Source organism: Priestia sp. YIM B13489 (genome assembly GCF_042787645.1).
GTDB lineage: Bacteria > Bacillota > Bacilli > Bacillales > Bacillaceae_H > Priestia > Priestia megaterium.
In genome coordinates this window covers 4255033-4274801 of sequence record NZ_JBHZOQ010000053.1, presented here as the reverse complement: position 1 = coordinate 4274801, position 19769 = coordinate 4255033, and the positions used below count along the sequence as shown (strand labels likewise).

General features: G+C 39.3%; 17 protein-coding genes. 13 read left to right on the top strand and 4 right to left on the bottom strand.

Features of this window, described 5'->3' with window-relative positions:
• The first annotated feature begins 62 nt into the window (after positions 1-62).
• The 7 genes from ACFX4W_RS27890 (at position 63) to ACFX4W_RS27860 (ending at position 8227) form a co-directional block, all read left to right on the top strand.
• Positions 63-1472 carry a sodium:solute symporter family protein gene (locus ACFX4W_RS27890; protein ID WP_026106757.1) on the top strand — a complete coding sequence of 470 codons (1410 nt, stop codon included), beginning with the start codon at positions 63-65 and terminating at the stop codon, positions 1470-1472.
• A 110-nt stretch (positions 1473-1582) separates the two neighbouring features.
• Complete coding sequence (locus ACFX4W_RS27885) at positions 1583-2047, top strand: CBO0543 family protein (RefSeq protein ID WP_162213732.1); 465 nt, start codon at positions 1583-1585, stop codon at positions 2045-2047.
• A gap of 99 nt (positions 2048-2146) precedes the next feature.
• Positions 2147-3484, top strand: a complete 1338-nt coding sequence (locus ACFX4W_RS27880) for an MFS transporter (RefSeq protein WP_162213733.1) — start codon at positions 2147-2149, stop codon at positions 3482-3484.
• A 320-nt stretch (positions 3485-3804) separates the two neighbouring features.
• A complete protein-coding gene (locus tag ACFX4W_RS27875; protein ID WP_280559152.1) occupies positions 3805-6834 on the top strand; it encodes an efflux RND transporter permease subunit in 3030 nt (1009 codons plus the stop codon).
• 211 nt (positions 6835-7045) lie between these two features.
• Entirely contained in the window at positions 7046-7219 is a 174-nt protein-coding gene (locus tag ACFX4W_RS27870; RefSeq protein WP_097824148.1) for a Fe3+ hydroxamate ABC transporter substrate-binding protein, read from the top strand.
• A gap of 105 nt (positions 7220-7324) precedes the next feature.
• Complete coding sequence (locus tag ACFX4W_RS27865) at positions 7325-7588, top strand: autorepressor SdpR family transcription factor (protein WP_013082079.1); 264 nt, start codon at positions 7325-7327, stop codon at positions 7586-7588.
• On the top strand, positions 7589-8227 hold the full coding sequence (locus ACFX4W_RS27860) for an SdpI family protein (RefSeq protein WP_280559153.1): 639 nt from the start codon (positions 7589-7591) through the stop codon (positions 8225-8227).
• Between the two features lie 148 nt (positions 8228-8375).
• Here ACFX4W_RS27860 and ACFX4W_RS27855 read toward each other — a convergent pair whose 3' ends face one another.
• Together ACFX4W_RS27855 and ACFX4W_RS27850 are read right to left on the bottom strand one after the other, a co-directional pair.
• Complete coding sequence (locus tag ACFX4W_RS27855) at positions 8376-9368, bottom strand: DUF3231 family protein (RefSeq protein ID WP_165575481.1); 993 nt, start codon at positions 9366-9368, stop codon at positions 8376-8378.
• 154 nt (positions 9369-9522) lie between these two features.
• Positions 9523-10038, bottom strand: a complete 516-nt coding sequence (locus ACFX4W_RS27850; RefSeq protein ID WP_280559155.1) for a cupin domain-containing protein — start codon at positions 10036-10038, stop codon at positions 9523-9525.
• A gap of 301 nt (positions 10039-10339) precedes the next feature.
• Here ACFX4W_RS27850 and ACFX4W_RS27845 point away from each other — a divergent pair, with 301 nt between their 5' ends.
• From ACFX4W_RS27845 to ACFX4W_RS27825, 5 genes are all read left to right on the top strand, one after another.
• Positions 10340-10504, top strand: coding sequence for a hypothetical protein (locus ACFX4W_RS27845; protein WP_165575480.1), 165 nt, complete (start codon positions 10340-10342; stop codon positions 10502-10504).
• Positions 10501-10761, top strand: a complete 261-nt coding sequence (locus ACFX4W_RS27840) for a hypothetical protein (RefSeq protein WP_165575479.1) — start codon at positions 10501-10503, stop codon at positions 10759-10761. Before ACFX4W_RS27845 ends, ACFX4W_RS27840 begins: the two co-directional genes overlap by 4 nt.
• A 280-nt stretch (positions 10762-11041) precedes the next feature.
• Positions 11042-13573, top strand: coding sequence for an EAL domain-containing protein (locus ACFX4W_RS27835; protein ID WP_280559156.1), 2532 nt, complete (start codon positions 11042-11044; stop codon positions 13571-13573).
• A gap of 57 nt (positions 13574-13630) precedes the next feature.
• Positions 13631-14275, top strand: a complete 645-nt coding sequence (gene folE, locus ACFX4W_RS27830; protein WP_165575478.1) for a GTP cyclohydrolase I FolE — start codon at positions 13631-13633, stop codon at positions 14273-14275.
• 48 nt (positions 14276-14323) lie between these two features.
• A complete protein-coding gene (locus ACFX4W_RS27825) occupies positions 14324-15253 on the top strand; it encodes an NAD(P)/FAD-dependent oxidoreductase (protein ID WP_280559158.1) in 930 nt (309 codons plus the stop codon).
• 36 nt (positions 15254-15289) lie between these two features.
• On the opposite strand, the gene ACFX4W_RS27820 is transcribed toward ACFX4W_RS27825, so the two are convergent.
• Entirely contained in the window at positions 15290-15568 is a 279-nt protein-coding gene (locus tag ACFX4W_RS27820; protein ID WP_043979929.1) for a hypothetical protein, read from the bottom strand.
• A gap of 206 nt (positions 15569-15774) precedes the next feature.
• Here ACFX4W_RS27820 and ACFX4W_RS27815 point away from each other — a divergent pair, with 206 nt between their 5' ends.
• Complete coding sequence (locus ACFX4W_RS27815) at positions 15775-18219, top strand: sensor domain-containing protein (RefSeq protein WP_280559159.1); 2445 nt, start codon at positions 15775-15777, stop codon at positions 18217-18219.
• Positions 18220-19013: 794 nt separating this feature from the next.
• On the opposite strand, the gene ACFX4W_RS27810 is transcribed toward ACFX4W_RS27815, so the two are convergent.
• Positions 19014-19742, bottom strand: coding sequence for a flagellin N-terminal helical domain-containing protein (locus ACFX4W_RS27810; RefSeq protein ID WP_013082095.1), 729 nt, complete (start codon positions 19740-19742; stop codon positions 19014-19016).
• Positions 19743-19769: the final 27 nt, after the last annotated feature.

Sequence of the window (19769 nt, the reverse complement as noted above, 5' to 3'; positions counted from 1 at the left end):
CTTTTAGGAAGCTCTTTGTTTCACTGAAAGATAGATTGACCCATAATAAGGAGGAATCTGTTATGAACGGACTGGATATGACAGTTATGTTTGTTTATTTTGGCGTATTGGTTGTAGCTGGTATTATTGGCTCGTTAAAAGCAAAGTCATCAGAAGATTTTATTTTAGCCGGACGAAACTTAGGGATGTTCATGTATTTAGGGTGTTTGTCAGCCGTTATTTTAGGCGGAGCGTCGACGATTGGAACGGCTCAGCTTGGCTATGAGCACGGGCTGTCTGGCATTTGGTTTGTGACGATGATTGGACTTGGAATCATTACGCTTGGAACGATTTTCATTAAGCGGATTTCGTCGTTGAAAGTGACAACTATCAGCGAACTGCTAGGAAAAAGATATAACGCTCAAGCGCAAATTATCAGCGCCGTTGTTGCCGCTATTTATACACTCATGGTATCAGTCACTCAAGTGATTGGAATGGGAACGATCATTCATGCGCTGCTTGGATGGAACATGACGGCCTCGATGTTAATTGGCGGTTCGATTGTTCTGTTCTATACGATTCTAGGCGGAATGTGGAGCGTAACGGTTACTGATATTATTCAATTTGTTGTAATGACAGTGGCGATTTTTGGATTTATGCTTCCAATGAGTGTATCAGAAGCAGGAGGTTTCAAAGCCCTTGCCGGAGATTTGCCATCATCTTATTTTGATTTTTCATCCATTGGATACGGTCAAATCTTTCAGTATTTCCTCTTGTATACGCTTGGTATGGCAGTATCTCAAGATATTTGGCAGCGGGTATTTACGGCGCGAACAGAAAAAATCGCCCGAAACGGCTCCATTTTTGCAGGTGTGTATAGCATTGCCTACGCGATTGCGGGAAGTGTAATTGGAATGTGTGCGTACTTGCTGCTGCCAAACGCAGAAAGCAGTCAAAGCATATTTGCGACGCTTGCAGTTCAAATTCTGCCTCAAGGATTATTAGGTCTCGTATTAGCGGGCGTTTGTTCGGCGCTGATGTCAACTGCTTCAGGAACGCTGCTTGCGTCTTCTACGCTGATTAGTAACGATATTATTAAAAAAGTGTGGCTTAAAAATATTTCAGAGAAAAATTATTTAATTTTAACGCGCGTAAATACGCTTATTGTTGGCGTGCTTGCTATTATTTTTGCTCTTTGGATTCAAGACGTGCTTGTCGCTTTAGACGTTGCGTATGCCATTTTATCAGGAGCAATTTTTGTTCCGTTTGTTGTGTCGCTGTTTTGGAAAGACATTCATCCAAAAGCAGGGGTTTCAGCTATTGTTGTCAGTACACTAGTAGTACTTGGAGGTCTATTGATTGAAGGACTTTCTTCTACCACGCCAATCCTATACGGAATTTCAAGCAGCATTATTATAATGGCTGGATTTGCGGTTATGGCTCGAAACAAAGAACTGTCTGACCAAGAGCCGGTAAGCGAAGATGTAAAATAAGAAAAGAAAGGCTTCTCCTTTACGGTGAGAAGCTTTTTATATTCCTGCTTATTATTTTAGCCAGTAATCGTACATACTAATAGATATTCCCAAAGAAAAGAGTGTTACAAATGGAACGAACACTGTTAAAAGGGCTAACTGTGTTGTGTGCAGTTCTTTTTCCTTTTGTTGTAAAAAAACCGAGGTTTAAAGAAATGCTGATTGTCTTTTTTGCAAAAGGGATTTTGGCCACGCTTATTGATGCTTATGCTGTAAACACGAATCGAATCAAATATCCTGTTCGGCCGTATCCTCGCATTTTTTCAACTAATATTTTATATGATCTGCTGTTTTTTCCTTTGCTAAGTATGGTTTGGGTTAGACAATCTTATGAAGACAAGCTTCCTGCAATCTTACTAAAAAGCTTGATGTGGAGCGTTCCGATGAGTATCAGCCAGTGGTATTTAGAGAGAAATAGCAATCTGTTTAAATGGAAAAAGTGGACCATCTTTCATACATTTGCAAGTGTTAGTTTTACATTGCTGACAATCAGGGGGTTAGCTGGCCTTGTCAAAAAAGCAGATAAAAAGCTATAGCTCAGCTTTTTATCTGCTTTTTTATGCACAAATCTAGACAACATCTATCAAGCAGGAGTAAACTAAATGCTCAGATTATACAGATAAGGAGATTGTCAAATGAAAAGCAGAACGTCCGTAATGGTTAGTATTGTGCTGGCAATGCTAGTGGCTTCGCTTGATTCAACGATTATGAATACGACGATGCCCGTTATTGCAAAAGAGCTTGGAAGATTTGATTTGTACGCGTGGTCGTTTGCTTCGTACATGATTGCAAGTACGATTTTATCTCCAGTAGCGGGAAGATTATCGGATTTATTTGGCCGCAAAAAAGTATTTGGGTTTGGAATTATTGCTTTTTTAATTGGTTCGATGCTTTGCGGCGTGGCGAATACGATGATTCAGCTTGTTCTTTTCCGTGCGGTTCAAGGAATAGGAGCCGGATTTATGGTGGCGTTTCCCGCTATTATTGCCGGAGACTTATTTCCCGTCGAGAAACGAGGGAAAATTCAGGCGCTGTTTACAACGATGTGGGGATTATCAGCTGTATTAGCTCCGCTTTTAGGCGCTTTTTTTGTGGATTATTTAACGTGGAGATGGATTTTCTTTATTAATTTACCCGTATGTATTGTTTCATTTCTGACGTTAATGCCATATCAAGAAAGCTATAAGCCGAAAAGAGCAAAAGTCGATTACATCGGTGCCATATTGTTTGGAACGGGCGTTACGTCACTGCTGCTTGTGACGGTAGTGGAACAGAACCGAGTTGTGTATACAGTCGCGGGACTTATTTTATTAGTGATTTTTTATCTCCATGAACGAAAACACGCTTCACCAATTGTACCCCTGTCTATGTTCCAAAACAAAACGCTGTCATGGATTAATATCAATGCATTTATTGGAACGGTGGCTTTATTCGGTACGTCAAGCTACATTCCATTATTTTTACAGCGAGTAGCGCATCTGTCGCTGTTTATGAGCGGAGTTGCGCTGTTAGGAACGGCGGTCGGGTGGATGTCTGTATCTGTGCCAGCAGGTAAATGGATTTTAAAACACGGCTACAGAAAGCTATTGTTAATCGGGAATGTGCTGCTGGTTGGTTCGGGAACACTGCTGCTTATGCTAAATGAAAGTCACGGTTTCTTTTATGTGTTTTGCGTCATGATTGTCCAAGGACTATCGTTTGGACTGCTTTCTACGGTTGGCGTCATTGGTGTACAGCAATTAGTAGGAGGACATGAAAGAGGTATTTCAACATCATTTTTTATGTTTTGCAGAAACATGGGAACAGCCATCGGCGTTACGATTATGGGTGCGTTGCTGACTTCGGGCGGAAGCTTCATGGCGGGCATTCATCACTTGTTTTTATTTGGCTTTGCAGGAAGCATCGTGGCTTTATTGACTTCCTTAAAAATTCAAAACGATACGGAATCAAAGCACAGTCGAGCTGCTAGTTGAGGGAATTTATGCTAAATATGTTTATTTCATAAAAAAACGGGAAGAAACCAAATAAGGTCATAGAATTGCCTGAGAAATCGTAGGCATATTCTTCTTCTTCTTTCACTTACTACATGTGGGACGCCGGGTATCGGCGTCTTTTTTTTGTGCTGTAAAGAAGCTGCTTATATTATCCATAAGTAATCTCGTTCAAATAATGGGACTTTTTACAAAAATAAGTCTTTAAATGGTAAGGAACATTAGGTATAATTTAGTGGTTATTTAGCATATTTTAGAAATGTTTGGCTAAGTTTGTACGAAAAAGTGAAAGGGGAAATTTCATGTCTTGGCTCACCAAATGGTCGTTCAAAAATAAAGCGGCTATCACCATTATGTCTATTTTAATTTTAGCTTTAGGAGTCATTAGTTATTTTACACTTCCGATGGAATTCCTGCCGACCGCTGATCAGCCTCAAGTGTCAGTAGTGGTTATGGGGCAAGGAACGGATGCGGATTCTATGGAAAAACAAGTTACGTCACCAATTGAAGAAGCGGTAGCCGGTGTTAAAGGAAAAAGCAACGTGTATTCGACGACGGGAGACGGCTATTCCAAAATCGATCTTTCATTTGAATCCAAAACGGATATGAAAGAAGCAAAAACAAACGTCCAAGAAGCGCTGTCTTCGGTGCAGCTTCCAGCCAGCGTATCAAAGCCTAATGTTATTCAATTAAATACCTCTATGATTCCCATCGCAGATATTTCACTCACATTTAAAGAAGGATTAACAAGAGACAATCTGGATCTTGCAGAGAAAAAACTGATCCCTAAATATAAAGACATTAAAGGCATTGCGAGTGTTCAGACGTATGGAACAGCGGATTCCTACGTGTCTATTAAAGTTGATAATAAAAAATTGTCACAAAAGAACGTGACCATTGATAAAGTCATCAGCGTGTTAGAAGGAAAAAACACGTCGCTTGCAGTTGGAGAAAAAGTCATTAATAACAAGTCGAGCAACATCAATGTAACAGGTAAAATTGACAGCTTGGACAAAGTGAAAAAGCTGCCGGTTGCACCGAATGTAACGTTAGGCGACCTTGCAAAAGTAGAAGTGAAAAAGCCTGAAGGCGTCGTGACGCATATTAACGGAAAAGATGCACTTTTACTTATTGTGACAAAAGACAGTCACTCAAACGCCGTTAGCATTACAAAAGAAGTAAAAAAACTGTCTCAGCAAATTACCAAAGACTATAACAATGTAAATGCTTCTGTATTTTTTGCAACAGGGGACAGCGTGCAAAACTCTGTTCATTCCATGATGAAAGAAGTGTTGCTGGGCGCACTTTTTGCGACCATTGTCATCATGCTGTTTTTACGCAGCGTTCGCTCTACGTTTATCACGATTGTATCCATTCCTTTATCGCTTTGCTTTACGCTGTTCTTACTGTCTAAATCAGGCGTCACGCTTAATATTTTAACGCTTGGAGGAGTAGCGGTAGCGATTGGGAGATTGGTAGATGATAGTATCGTTGTCATTGAAAACATCTTCCGGAAAATGCAAAAAGAAAAGTTTTCGCTTGGTTTAATTATTGATGCCACAAAAGAAGTAGGCTCTGCTATTACCGCTTCTACGTTAACAACAGTAGCTGTCTTTTTACCAATCGGCCTTGTAAACGGAGGGCTTCAGGACTTCATGCTTCCCTTTGCTCTGACGCTGACGTATTCACTGCTATCTTCATTAATTGTGGCACTTACGGTTGTACCGTTAATGAGTGCGGGATTATTAAAAAATGAAAAAATTCGCAAGCACAAGCAGCCGGTTCGTTTTACAAAAGTCATTACGTGGTCGCTTAATCATAAATGGGTTGTACTGCTGCTTTCGCTGCTTTTATTTGTGGGATCTATTGGCGCGTACACGATGATGCCTAAAGGAGCGGTTGATAACTCTTCATCTGACTTTGTAGGCACAACGTTAAGCTATCCAAATAACACGCCAATTAAAACCGTAGAAGAAAAATCACTGCAGCTTGAACGCTATATTTTAGCTCAAAAAGAAGTAAAAGAAGTATACATGCAGCTTGGTAATACGGACGAAGGAGCCAAGTGGGGAGACGTTGGTTCGCCTACTGAAGCTACGTATACGATTACCGTAAAAGACAGTGGAAACACGGATTCGCTAATGAAACGAATCCAAAATCAAAAGAAGCTCTATGACGGAGGGGATCTTAGCGTAAGTGCTGCTTCACTAATGGGAGCGTCTACTACTTCCATTACCGTTGATGTAATTGGAAACGACATGAACAGGTTAGAAAAGACGGCAAGCAGCATTAAGAAAGAAATCAGCGACATAAAAGGAGTAGACAAAGTTTCTACGAATCAAGACGAAAAGAAAACGATTTACTCTTTAGACGTAGATCCAACAAAAGCAAATACGCAGCAAGTAGCACAGCAGCTTGGCGTTATGCTGAACAAAACGCCGATTGGAGCGATAGATTTAGAAGGCAAGCAAGCAAACGTACTTCTTGAATCTGTCCTAAATCCCACATCACCAAAAGAGTTAAAAGATATTTCCATTATGACAGAGACAGGACCGTCACCTGTTTCAAAAGTGGCTTCGCTAACGCAGGCTGAAAAGCCGACCAATCAGTTTCATAAAAATGGAGACCCGTATATTCAAGTAACAGCGGATGTCAATCCAGAAAAGCTTTCAGAGATTAATAAAGACATTCAAACAACAATTTTTGGAGACGGTAAGAATAAAGGACTGTCGATTTCAAAAGATGTTGACGTTGTAATCGGAGGAGCAAGCACTCAGCAAGGAGAAGATTTCTCTGACTTGTTCATTACAATGCTTGTGTCGATTGGTATTGTGTTCTTAATTATGGTGATCACGTTTAAAACAATCCGCACCCCGTTTGCGATTTTATTTTCGCTTCCGCTTGCTGCGATTGGTGCTGTTTTAGGATTATTAATCAGCCGCATCCCAGTAGACGTAACGGCTTTACTTGGAGCACTGATGCTGATTGGTATTGTTGTAACTAACGCCATTGTACTATTAGACCGAGTGAAGCAAAATGAAAAGAAAATGATTATGCGCGATGCCATTGTCGAAGCAGCCGCTACGCGTATGCGTCCAATTGTCATGACGTCCGCTGCTACGATTTGTGCGATGCTGCCGCTATTATTTAAACAAAGCGAAAGCGGAAGCCTTGTTTCTCAAAGTCTTGCAGTCGTTGTAATCGGAGGATTAGCCGTTGCGACTCTTCTTACGCTTGTAGTCATTCCGGTTGTATATGAACTGCTTCATTTCAGAAAATCGAAAAAGCAAAGAATACAGCAAAAACAGCAGGAAGACGTAACTCCGCTATAATGTTTAAAAGAGGCTAGGACATAAGTATATTAGTTGAAGGAAGATCCGAACGATGAATCGTTCGGATTTTTTCATTGATGATAGGGTGAACGTAGGTTTCATGTCTCTAGTTGCTTCTAGCTAGAATTGATTTGGTTACATTCCAGCTTCTTTTTTATGAAACCTTTTGGCTAGTCAAACGTATAGTTATACAAAGAGATGGAGGGATAATATGTTTGCAATAAAGGAGCAGTGTTCCGTTTGTCAAAAAGAAATTCAGCCGAATGAAGAAGTATGGATGCGGATGAAGTACCCAAGTAAAAGAGGCATGACCGAAATTAAAGCTTTTCTACATCAAGAAGCGCAGTTTGTATGCATGGACTGCTTTGAAAAAACAAAAAAATGAGTCAAATGCAGATGTTCTCTTTTCAAAATATTGACATATTATATTTTGTAGTTTAATATTTAGATAATTATCTAAATACTTAAATATGATGGAGATGAACTTCAATTGAATGAAACGTTTAAAGCTTTAGCGGATCCCACTCGCAGAAAGATTTTAGAGCTGCTGAAAGAGCGGGATTTAACCGCAGGAGAAATTTCCGAGTATTTTAATATGACCAAACCAAGCATCTCAAATCATTTAAAAATCTTGAAGCAAGCGGACCTCGTTCAAGATGAAAAAAGAGGGCAGTTTGTGATTTATTCGTTAAATACAACCGTTTTTCAAGATTTAATCGGCTGGTTTTTCAGCTTTCAGAAAGGAGAGAGTTAAATGAAAAAACACGTATTTCCTTTAAGCATTACCCTTTTAACACTGGTTGCATGGCTGATTGCACTGCCGCATCTTCCAGCTACGATGCCCATTCACTGGGGAGCAAATGGAGAAGCAGACGGATTTGCAACGAAGATAAATGCAATGATCTTAACAGTAGGAATCATGGTACTTATTTATTTTATCATCGCATTTGTTCCGCGAATTGACCCGCGTAAAGAAAATTATAAGTACTTTTCAAAAACATATAACATCGTGTTAAACGCCGTACTGCTATTATTCTTTTTTGTAAATATGAGCACTATTTTACAGGGGCTGGGCTATAACGTGCCGATGTCGCACATTGCTCCAATTATGGCTGGACTCGTTTTTATCATTATCGGAAACTACTTGCAGCGCGTGCGCTCGAACTATTTTATGGGGATTCGTACACCGTGGACATTGAGCAATGAAACCGTATGGAAAAAGACGCATCGTTTATCTGGAAAGATCTTTTTTATCGGCGGACTGCTAATTCTTATTAGCGCTTTTTTACCTGATGGATACAAGTCAGTTATCATGTGGGGCAGTATCGTTCTGTGCGTGGCGGTTCCTTATCTGTATTCGTACCTGGCTTATAAAAAAGAAATGAATATGTGAGCATACAAAAAATCCGGTGAACATACCGGATTTTTTTATGGATAACATATCAGCCGTAACGCCATCGTTCGTGTCACGCCGGCTGATGAGAATAAATACAGCATAAAGTATGAAACGCGTTTCAGGTCAAGAGCTGCTATAGAAAAACTTACATTTGCTTACGATCGCTTGCTTCAGGCGGCTTTTCAATCCATCCGTTTTTAATCATTACTTCGCTGCAGCGCCCGGCTACTTTTAAGTCTCGTAAAATACATGCTTCACAGTGCCCGACAATATCAAGCCTCATGCTGGTAGTCATTGCCGTTGCGTAATAGGTAATGGCTACTTTAAACATTGCTCCTGCGTGAAACGTCATCAGCTTTTCTGAAAAAGGCGCGTGCGTAGACGTTGTGATTTCATTATCCAAAAGCGGAGGAGTATGAAGGTTTTCTTCGTGCATAATGGAAGAATAAAGCTCAATATGCTTGTGTGCTACATCAAGCCCTGCCTCCATTACTTTCCGTACATCTTTTCGTTTGCTGACTTGTTTAAACGCAATTAAAAGCGCTTTGGTTGCCATGCTTTTGCGTAAATTAAAATAAATATTTCCAGCTTCATTTGCGTTTAAAAGACGCTGCTTCCCTACAAAATCAAGAGCGTAAGTCAACTCTGTAATCGACTCTTGCTTTTTCGGGGTTAAAAAATAAGGAGCTGGCACATAAAGATTTTGTGCTAAAAGCAGGTCGAGCGATCGATTGTAGATTTCCATGGCATCTAAATTGCACTGATGATAATAATCTCGAAGATCTCGGCGAACTGACACGCTAAATGAAATACCGTACCCTGACAAGCCGTGAATCGTCATGTCGTGAAGATACTTCAGCCAAAAAGAGTCTGTAAAAAGCGGAGGTGCGTGCAAGTCCACATCTTCATCTGTAAATCCTTTCGGCAGCGGAAAATGTTCAGCATGAAAAATGGCAGTAAGCAGCTCAATATGCTTTTTTGATAACTCTAGCGAAAAGGCAAACAGCGACCGAATCTCGGCATCCGTTACCGTTGCAAGGACGTGTTTCGCTACACAGACCGCCAGCGTATCCTGGTGATACTGCGTGCATAGACTCGTTATTTCAGTTGAAGTCAAACGCTTGCTTTCTGCTTTCAATTGGCTTTCCTCCTATCTATAAAAATGGTACGTATCTATGAAAAAACAGATAAGTATAGTGTGGACAAGGGTGTGTTAAATTATTCCATGGCCAAATTGAAATCAAAATAGAAAAAAGATCTGCCCGGTAAAGAGCAGATCTTTATATATTGGTTTATTTTTTATTCATTGCTTTTTCAATTTCAGGATAGGTAATGCCGTATTTTTTAGAGACGGTAACTAAACCGATAATTTCTTCTTCAGTAGGTGGTCCCACTTGCGGCAGAGGAGCATTTGCGGGAACGGAAGTACCGAGTTCTTTAACGAATGAATCAAAGCCTGCAGGAGAAGCAGTAAGGATAAATTCTGTTTCTTCTGGTCCAGTCACAAAGCGGTGCTGAATACCTCTAGGAGCAAAAACATAATCGCCCGCTTTTGCTTCAATTATTTCTTCTCCTATGTAAAAAATCATTGAGCCGCGCTTTACGTAAAACGTTTCGTCTTCATGTTCGTGAAGGTGAAGCGGGGGACCTTGGTTTGCTGGTTTCACTACGTGCGCCACGGCGTAAGCTCCGTTTGTATCTTCACCTGCTACAAGAAGCGTTACTTTTTCATCAAGAAAATGAAATGTATTTTCTTCGTGTGGCATACGGTGAAAAGCGTTTGTTAGCTGATTATGAGTTGCTGTCATCCTTTTATCTCCTTTAAAAACATATTTTGAGATTATTGTATACTAATATGGACGTTTTGTGTGCGAAATAATAGTTAAAAAGAATTATTTATTTACATTTATTATCTTTTTATAGTTCTATTGTTATTGTTAGTGGATTTTCAATAGAATTCCCTCTATCTATTTTCCAAAACTACCCAATATGCTAACATAAAGATAGAATTCCTAAATGGAGAAATGATGTATCAGATGTAAAAGGAGAGTTTTGATGAAGTTGTTTAAAGATGCCTCTAAGTAGGAGCATCAAAATTGGAATAAAGCTGTGTCGGTAGGTTTTTATATACTTTTACTCCTGCTGTTTGTGAATACATTGATGTATGCCTATAATGGTGCTGAGTTAGTATCGTCACTCTCGATGTTTTGGACAGGGATTATTGTGACGTTTGGCTATCAGTTTATTTTAAATCGAAAAAGTGAGAAGAAATGAAAAAACAGCCTTGGCATCGTTCAGAAAAATTTCTGATGCTGCTGTGTTTTTTTGCGCCACCCATTGGCTATGTGGCGGTGATTGTGAATAGGAAAAAGCTAAGCCGAGAACAGTGGCTGAGTAACTTAACAGTAGCGACTATTATCATGTCCATATGGCTGCTGAAGTTTTTGCCGCATCAGTGGGGAACGATTATTTTACTAACGGGAGCCGGAATCTATTGGTATCACCGAATGTTAAAGAAGTTTAAGAAGTAGCAGCAGGGATAAAGAAAGTTAAATTTTACGCATTGATATTTTGAAAAAAGAAGTTAAAATATTATAGTAATACAAATTTGTTCTACCCATGTAAATAAAAGTATTTATTTGCTGTGTTTTATAATTTAGTTAAGAATAGAGCCAACCAAAACGGTTGGTTTTTTGCATGAGTTCATTCTTTTTTTGTGGAAATTGAAGAATAGTATCCGATGTAAAGCTAGAGCATATAGACAGGTTTTAAAACTTTCGGAGCAGTTCTTTAAACAGGAGGCCATCACTAGTGTCGATAAAGAAAAAGTTGTCCGTATTCTTTACTTTGCTGGTATTGTGTATTCTACTAGCGAATAACACTTTGCACTACATTCGATCAAAAAATAGATTAATAGAATTTAACAAAAAAGAAATCACGCTGGTAACAGAGGAAATTGCGTACGAAGTCGAAAACTCCAAAAATAGTGCTTCTTATATGGAAAATCGAATGGCACAGGAATTAAGAACGGCCTCGATTGCGATTCAGGATTCTTTGCCTGCTGATTACCATGACGTCAGCAATGACCAGTTAAAGCGACTGGCTAAAAAACTGATGATATCTCACATTACATTATTAGCTCCTGCAGGAGATGATATTATAGGCGTAAAATCTTCTGACCCTAAGGAAATCGATATGTCTACAAAAGAGTGGGGCTATTGGTATACATCTTTTCAGCAGTTGCTTTCTCAGCAGCCGATTACTACCAAAAAAGGAGTGACTCTACCTCACTTTTGGAGCGGTCCCATTGAAGTAGCCTCTAGCAACCCTAATCACATTGACAAGTGGGGCTATTATTACGACGGGTCTACTAATTATATTATTGATCCTTATTTCCGTGATCGGCACGTACTGGATTTTGAAAAAAGGTTCGGTCCTACGAACGTGATGAACCGCTTTACAGAAAATCTGGAAGGCGTTCTTGAACTAACCGTTTTTAACCCCAAAAATTTCGGGAAAAGAAATCAAAACGTATACTTAAACGGCAATAAATATATTAAAATAAAAGATCAGCCGATTTGGTATGGAACATACACGTATCGAAATACCGAACGGGATAAAAAATCCATACAAGAGGTCTTAAAAACGGGAAAATCACAAAGCTATCTTGCTGAAATTAATCATAAAAAAGTATTAAAGACATTGGTACCGATTAAAGAAAAAAACTCTCCAGCTTACGTAATAGGCGTAGTGTATGACTACGGACTTATTGAAAAAGAGCTGCAGCAAGAATTAATCAAACATTTACTGCTTTCTCTTCCGTTTATCTTTATTGTCCTTATTATCAGCTTTGTCTTCTCTACATCCATTACGCGGCCAATTAAACATATTATGGAGCACGTAAATCAAATCGCCAAAGGCAATTTTGGCAAGGTGCTGAATGTAAGAAGAAAAGATGAGCTGGGAGGACTTGTAGCAAACATTAACCACCTTTCTCACTTTTTAAAAACATATGTAGACGATTTAAAGAAAAGTCAGGAAGAAAGTGAGTATCATGCGTACCACGACTTTTTGACAGGATTGCCAAACAGAAGATATTTTAAAGAAGAATTAAACAGGCGCTTAATTGAGTCGAAGGAAAAGTCCATTCGTCACGTAGCCGTGTTATTTATGGATATAGACCGGTTTAAAGATATTAATGATACGCTAGGGCATTCAAAAGGAGATCAGCTTATACAGCTGATAGCCAACCGTATTAAAGAGTGTCTGCCTCCTGCTAACAATTTTCTTACAAGGCAAGGAGGAGACGAGTTTGTTATTTTATTCAGCGATTTTACACCGGAAGAAGTTCAAGGTATTACCGAGAAGATCATGGCGTATGTTCAACAGCCCTGCTATATTGACAGTGATGAAGTTTTCGTCAGTATCAGCAGCGGATTAAGCTTTTATCCGGAGCACTCTACGAATTTGGACACGCTTATTACGTATGCAGATGTCGCCATGTATGCTTCAAAAAGACAAGGCGGCAGTAAAGTAAGTATTTATCATGATTCATTAAATCAAAAACAAGCTGAAAAAGTTCACATCGAAACGCGCTTGCGAAAAGCGATTCAAAAAGGTGACATTGATGTTTACTACCAGCCGAAAATAGAAGCAAAGCGCAATGTAATCACCGGCGTAGAAGCATTAGTTCGCTGGAATGACGCAGAGCTTGGATTTGTTTCTCCGGAAGTATTTATCCCTATAGCAGAAGAAGCAGGTTTGATTCAGTCTCTATGGGAAGTTGTCATGAAGAAAGCTTGTTCTCAAGTCAGTAAATGGAACAAGGACCGAAACGAAAAAATGACGCTAGCAGTTAACTTTTCTCCGCGGCAATTCCAGGATCCGATTGTGTTGGTTAAGGAAATACAGCAATTTCTTTCCCTCCATAGATTTGATCCTACATGGTTTGAAATGGAAATTACGGAAAGTACATTGCTGATGAACGCGGAAGAAACGATTAAAGCTTTACATCTATTAAAGAAATATGGTATATCAATTTCTATCGATGATTTTGGAACCGGATATTCTTCATTAAGTTATTTGAAAAAATTACCAATCGATTGTTTGAAAATCGACCGGTCTTTTATCCAGGATATTCAAGAAGATTACAGCAACAGTGAAATTGCGCAGGCAATTATCAGCTTATCTCAAAGCTTAAAGCTGCAGGTAATCGCAGAAGGTGTAGAAGAAGAATATCAAAAAGTGTTTTTAATGGAAAATGGCTGTGATCACATGCAGGGGTACTTATTTAGCAAGCCTCTTGCTGCAGAAGATTTTGAAGCAGCATTTTTAAATAGCTGAAGCAAAAACATCATTTGAAAATAAACTTACTAAGAAAAGGGAAGAGGACATAAAAAGATGGCACTTAGTACACAAAATTTAATTGCTCAAAAATTTTTAGAAACAGTAGACACGAATTCAACTGAAATAGATAAAAAAATCGGTCAAGCTGACACATTTATGAATGCGGTGAAAGAACTGATTGATTTATGCGGAGACAATCCGGAAAGAGACGGTCTTGAAGAGACGCCGTACCGCGTGTTAAAAGCATTTTTAGAATACACGGAAGGCTACCGAGAAGATCCGAAAGCTCATTTGGAAAAAACATTTGATGTGAATCACAATGAATTGGTGTTAATACGAGACATTGAGTTTCATTCAATGTGTGAACATCACTTTGCGCCGTTCTTTGGCGTTGCTCACGTTGGGTATATACCGGATAAAAAAATTACAGGTTTATCTAAAATCGCTCGTACGGTAGAAGGATATGCAAAGAGATTTCAAGTGCAAGAACGTCTAACAAATGAAATTGCAGATGCAATCGAAGAAGTGTTAGAGCCGAAAGGGGTTATGGTGATTATTGAAGCGAAGCATATGTGCATGTGCGGAAGAGGAATTAAAAAGTCTTCAGCTTCTACAGCCACTTCATCTGTTCGAGGAACATTTATGGAAAAACCAGAGGTTCGAGGAGAATTTTTATCTCTTTTACAGCGACAAATGTAAAGAAATAAAAAGCCATATAAGCTGAGAAGCAGAAGCGAGGTGAGCTGTATGCAACATGTTGACGTACTGATTATTGGCGGAGGACCCGCTGGTATCTCTGCTGCCGTGTGGTGTAAAAGGCTAGGCGTTGAGTGCTTGCTTCTTGAAGAACAGGCACAGTTAGGCGGACAGCTGTTTACTATTTATAATGAAATTATTGATTATCCCGGAATACAAGCGGAAAATGGAATCGAAATGCAGCGTAAAATGGTTCAGCATTTTATCGATATGGACTGCTTATATGAAGCCAATACAAAAGTAATTTCTATTGACGAATGTTCTAAAACAGTAAAAGTAAAGCAGCAAGAAACAGAAAAAGAAATTGGCTATACGTATCTTATTTTAGCAACGGGTTCTAGTCAGCGAAAGCTCGGAGTGCCGGGTGAGCAGCAAATGATGGACCGAGGAGAAGTATATTCTGCTTCAGCAGATGGAGAACGGCTAAAAGGTAAAAGGGTTGCTCTCATTGGCGGAGGAGACAGGGCTTTTGAAGGAGCACATCTTTTAGCATCACAAGCAAAAGAAGTATATCTGATTCATCGTTCTACGCATTTTAAAGCAAGAGAGCAATACGTTGAAAAAGTGCTTTCCGACCCCGGTGTTAAAGTGATGACAGATACCGAAGTGACGGCTATCCACGGAAAGCATCACGTCACATCGATTGATTTAAAAAGTAAAAACAGTGAATGTAAGAACCTATCAGTAGACGCAGTACTGATTAGACTAGGCGTAGCGCCCAATGTTGAACTTATTAAAGAAAAAGTCACCACTACACAAAGCGGGCTCATCGTCATCAATGAAGTGCATCAAAGCAGCGACCCAGCTATTTATGCAATTGGAGACGCGTGCACGAATCCCTTGTTTTCTAGTATCAGCTCTTCAGCCGGTCAAGGATCGATTGTAGCCAAGCATGTATCGAGCCTTTTGAAAAAGTCATAAGATAAAAAAGCATCTATCAAATTGATAGATGCTTTTTTACGTAATGTAGTAGAAAAAACATAGCAGAAGTGTATTCACAGGCAGACAAATCGTTTGGAAAAAAGCAGTGTAGTTTTTAGGCACGGAGCTGATTCTTTTTACTAGAATACACTCGGTAATGAAATTAAAAAGAATCATGATAGAAGCGACTATTATATACGCCCAGACGTTCTGCTGAAACAAACGAGTAAAAAGAGGCGAGAAAAGAAGCAGAAAAGCAGCGGTTTGAAAAGAACCTCTAGAAAATAAGTCGAATTTTTTAGCACTTTGAGTCACGCTATCCCTCCTTTATATGTTTTATTTTACCAAACTAAAAAGACTTTAAAAACGGTTTCAGTTATTTTTACCTGAGATGTTCCTCATTTGGGGAAAGTAGGGTGAAATATATGTCAAATATAGCTTATAATAATATAAAAGAAATAGATAAAAGGAGGCGCCATGAGAGCTTGCCGGATAAAAACACGGAGAAGGAGCAGTCGATCATGATGATGAAACATCTTGATCGTTTGAATACGCAGCTTTTAAAAGAATACAGTGAAGGTATTTTTTTTATCAACTGTGAAGGCGATATCATGTTTAGCAACGAAGCAGCCTTCAAGCTAACAGGAAACGAGCATAAGGAAAAAAGCCAGCAGCTGACAGCTCTTATACATAAATCGAAACAACAGCAGGCACAAAATTTCTTTCAACGTGCTTTACAAGGGGAAAAAGTTCAGTTTTCGACAACGATTAATCACAACACAAAAAAAGAACTTCATTTATATATTACGCTTATTCCTATTATCATAAGTGAACAAGTAGCGGGAGTCTACGCCGTGTGCCGAGATGATTCAAAAGAACAGGAGCGCTCTAATCACATTTCTAAATTAGAAACACATTTGAAAATGGAGCAAAAGCTTGCGAATGTAGGAAGCTGGTATTACGACGTGCGGGAAGATAAAAGCTATTGGTCACCTCAGCTGTATAATATTTACGGATTAAACCCTAATCAGCTTTTTACTCCTTCTTTTAAAGATGTTCTTCAATTTATCAACGGTTGTGATCAAAAAAGATTAGAAGAAGCAGTTATGGAGGCACTTTCAACCGGAGAAAGCTATAAAATTGAATACACGCTGATGCGGCCAAACGGTGAAGAACGTACGGTATTTGAACAAGCGGATGCGGTAGCAGATGACCAGGGAAACATCGTACAGCTGATCGGCGTTGTGCACGATATTACCGAATCGAAAGTAATTACGAACGAACTAAAGCAAAAAGAACAGCAGTTTCAAACGATTTACAACAATTTGGAAGCTGGAATATGGTCCGTTAATGTGCAAAGCAATGAAATGATTGTCTGCTCTAGTGGTGTTAGCGACATTTACGGAGAAGATGCGGCTAAACTTTTAGGAAATAGAGATCTGTGGAAAAGCTTTATTCATCCAGAAGATAAACCAGCTGTGGCAAAAGCGCAGCATCAGCTGCAAAAAGGAAAAACAATTCGTCATCAGTATCGAATTTATACAAAAACAGGAGAGATAAAGTGGGTAAAAGATAGATGCATTCCCACGCTTGACGAGAATGATAAGCTAGTGCGCATAGACGGCATTGTTGAAGATATCACTGCAGAAAAAAAGTACATGGATCAAGTTGAATATCTTGCGACTCATGATCATGTGACAAACTTACCGAATCGAAGAAAGTTTGAAAGAGAATTAAAAAATTTCATTCGACAAATGAAAAAAGAAAGAGATTCATTAGCGGTTTTTTATCTAGGACTGAATCGCTTCAAACATATTAATGACACATTAGGCCATGACGTAGGCGATCGCCTGCTGCAGCGTATCGCCAATCGGTTAAAAAAGTTCGTTACGCCAGATGTGATGCTGTCTAGAGCAGGAGAAGACGAGCTTGCGATTTGTTTTTTATCTCTTGCACATATCAATGAATGTCAAAAGCTAGCTGCTGCTCTTTTTCAAGAAATCGAAAAAGAAATTACCATTGACGACTTTTCTCTGTACGTCACAGCCAGTATAGGAATCAGCATCTACCCGCATGACGGTGAAGATGTGAAGATGCTGCTAACGAATGCTAACCTTGCTATGCGCCGTGCAAAAGAAATCGGGCGAAGCGACTGGCAGCTGTATTCTCCGTTAATGGACAGCGAGACGTATAAAAGCTATCACCTGGAAAAAGGACTGCGCAACGCACTTCTTCAAAATGAGTTTTTTATTGAATATCAGCCAAAGGTTCATACAAACAGCAGAGAGATTGATAGTATTGAAGCGTTAATTCGCTGGAACCATCCGGAATGGGGACGCGTATCACCGGAAAGCTTTATTCCATTAGCAGAAGAAACTCATTTAATTATTGAACTCGGCGACTGGGTAATTGATCATGTGTGCAAGCAGCTGCAGCAGTGGAAAAATCAAGGATTACAAACCGTGCCCGTTTCGATTAACGTCTCGTCTAAACATTTGCTGAAACGAGGATTTGTAGAGCACGTTCAACAAACGTTAGCTCATTACAACATCGACCCTTCATTCATTGAATTTGAAGTGACGGAAAGCTCCATCATTCAGTATGAAGAACACGTAAAAAAAGTCATGGACGAATTAAAGAAAATTGGCGTAACGTTTGCTTTAGATGATTTTGGCACCGGCTTTTCTTCGTTATCACATTTAAAAGACTTCGAATTTAACACGCTCAAAATCGATAAAACATTTATTCAACACGTGACCAATAAAGGAAAGCAGCAGGCGATTACAAAAAGCATTTTGTACTTAGCTCATGCTCTTAACATGAAAGTGATCGCAGAAGGCGTTGAAACAAAAGAGCAGCTTGCCTTTTTACAAAAGCATGAATGTACATTTATCCAAGGCTATATTGTCAGTCAGCCGGCTGCGCCTCAAAAAATCGCCGAATATTTAAAGAGGCGATTTCTATAAAAAAGTGATGTCTCGACGGAGACATCACTTTTTTTTACGCTTGAATAGGTTTTCGAAGCGTCCAAATTTGGTAAAACATATAAAGAGACTAATAGATGGTCAAATACGTCAGCAAGATCCAGCCGTTCATTAGGTACGGGTAAATGACTTTCTGTACAGAAGTAGATAGCGTTGTACACTATCATATCAAAAAAGGTTTTGGAAGTTTGCTGAGAAGGAAAGTTTTTGTTGAGAAGAGATGATTTAATTAATCAATAGCGTTAATATGCTAGGATCAAATAAATGAAATCACATGACAAAAAAGGGTCTCCGTTATGGAGACCCTTTAGAAATGCCAATTAACGTAACAGTTGAAGTACGTTTTGCGGCTGTTGGTTTGCTTGACTTAGCATAGCTTGAGAAGCTTGAGATAGAATTGAATTCTTTGTTTGTTCCATCATTTCTTTCGCCATCGTGCGAACATTTGCTTTCACAAATGACTAGACTATATCTTCACCCTCCAAAGAAGTAGGGGTTGGGCACTTCGGGTATAAATAAGCGGAACAGCATATTTTACCCTACAGATTTCATCGTCGTAGCAGGATGCCTTAGACGGTTTATCTTAGTCGTTGAACTTTCTCCAGAGTTTCCTCACAGGAGCTTAGCTGCTGATTGCCCAATCTTTTCTTTTTTTAACCGTTACGCCTGTCGTTTCCAACTACGCTGTGGTAAGAAGAGCTCTCAGGGGTTTCCAGCAATTCACCCAATTATAATCACTAGCCGTTACCAGCTAGGACGACTGTGCTTAGGGCTGCTTAGACAGCTAAAGCATAATCTACGTCACGGATACGTGATTCCGCAGCTGTTAGGTTTTCTGATGAAGTGCTTAGGTTGTTAATCGTGTGATCTAAACGATTTTGTTTAGCACCAAGTTGAGCACGTTCATCTGACACCGTTTTAATTGCTGCATCAATTGTATCAATTGCAGCAGTAGATGTAGCGGCATCTGCACTTAAATCAATAGCGTTAACCCCTAAACTAGTTGAGTCCATTTTAGCAAACGTTACATCAATTTTTTGATCTTTATTCGCCCCGATCTGAAAAGTGAACTTTCCAGCATCTCCACCTGTACCATCTAGTAATTTTTGAGTATTAAATTCTGTATCAGTAGCAATTCTATCTACTTCACTTATTAGGTCTGTTACTTCTTTTTGAATTTCAGCTCTGTCATCTGCAGTGTTAGTGTCACTACTTGATTGAACAGCTAGTTCACGAACACGTTGTAAAATAGAGTGTGTTTCATTTAATGCACCTTCACCAGTTTGGATCATTGATACTCCATCCTGAGCATTACGAGAAGCTTGGTCCAATCCGCGAATCTGTCCACGCATTTTCTCAGAAATTGCAAGACCTGCTGCGTCATCAGCTGCATTATTAATACGCTGACCTGAAGATAATTTCTCCATAGATTTTGCTTGTGCATTGTTAGCTGTGTTGTACTGACGGTACGTGTTTAAAGCTGTAATGTTGTGATTAATTCTCATTTTCCTTACCTCCGTATAATGGTTTTA

Coding starts and splice junctions, on each gene's coding strand:
- ACFX4W_RS27880 (WP_162213733.1), top strand. CDS start 2,147: ATGAAAAGCAGAACGTCCGTAATGGTTAGTATTGTGCTGGCAATGCTA.
- ACFX4W_RS27860 (WP_280559153.1), top strand. CDS start 7,589: ATGAAAAAACACGTATTTCCTTTAAGCATTACCCTTTTAACACTGGTT.
- ACFX4W_RS27825 (WP_280559158.1), top strand. CDS start 14,324: ATGCAACATGTTGACGTACTGATTATTGGCGGAGGACCCGCTGGTATC.
- ACFX4W_RS27850 (WP_280559155.1), bottom strand. CDS start 10,038: ATGACAGCAACTCATAATCAGCTAACAAACGCTTTTCACCGTATGCCA.
- ACFX4W_RS27875 (WP_280559152.1), top strand. CDS start 3,805: ATGTCTTGGCTCACCAAATGGTCGTTCAAAAATAAAGCGGCTATCACC.
- folE (WP_165575478.1), top strand. CDS start 13,631: ATGGCACTTAGTACACAAAATTTAATTGCTCAAAAATTTTTAGAAACA.
- ACFX4W_RS27815 (WP_280559159.1), top strand. CDS start 15,775: ATGATGATGAAACATCTTGATCGTTTGAATACGCAGCTTTTAAAAGAA.
- ACFX4W_RS27840 (WP_165575479.1), top strand. CDS start 10,501: ATGAAAAAACAGCCTTGGCATCGTTCAGAAAAATTTCTGATGCTGCTG.
- ACFX4W_RS27810 (WP_013082095.1), bottom strand. CDS start 19,742: ATGAGAATTAATCACAACATTACAGCTTTAAACACGTACCGTCAGTAC.
- ACFX4W_RS27890 (WP_026106757.1), top strand. CDS start 63: ATGAACGGACTGGATATGACAGTTATGTTTGTTTATTTTGGCGTATTG.
- ACFX4W_RS27870 (WP_097824148.1), top strand. CDS start 7,046: ATGTTTGCAATAAAGGAGCAGTGTTCCGTTTGTCAAAAAGAAATTCAG.
- ACFX4W_RS27885 (WP_162213732.1), top strand. CDS start 1,583: ATGGAACGAACACTGTTAAAAGGGCTAACTGTGTTGTGTGCAGTTCTT.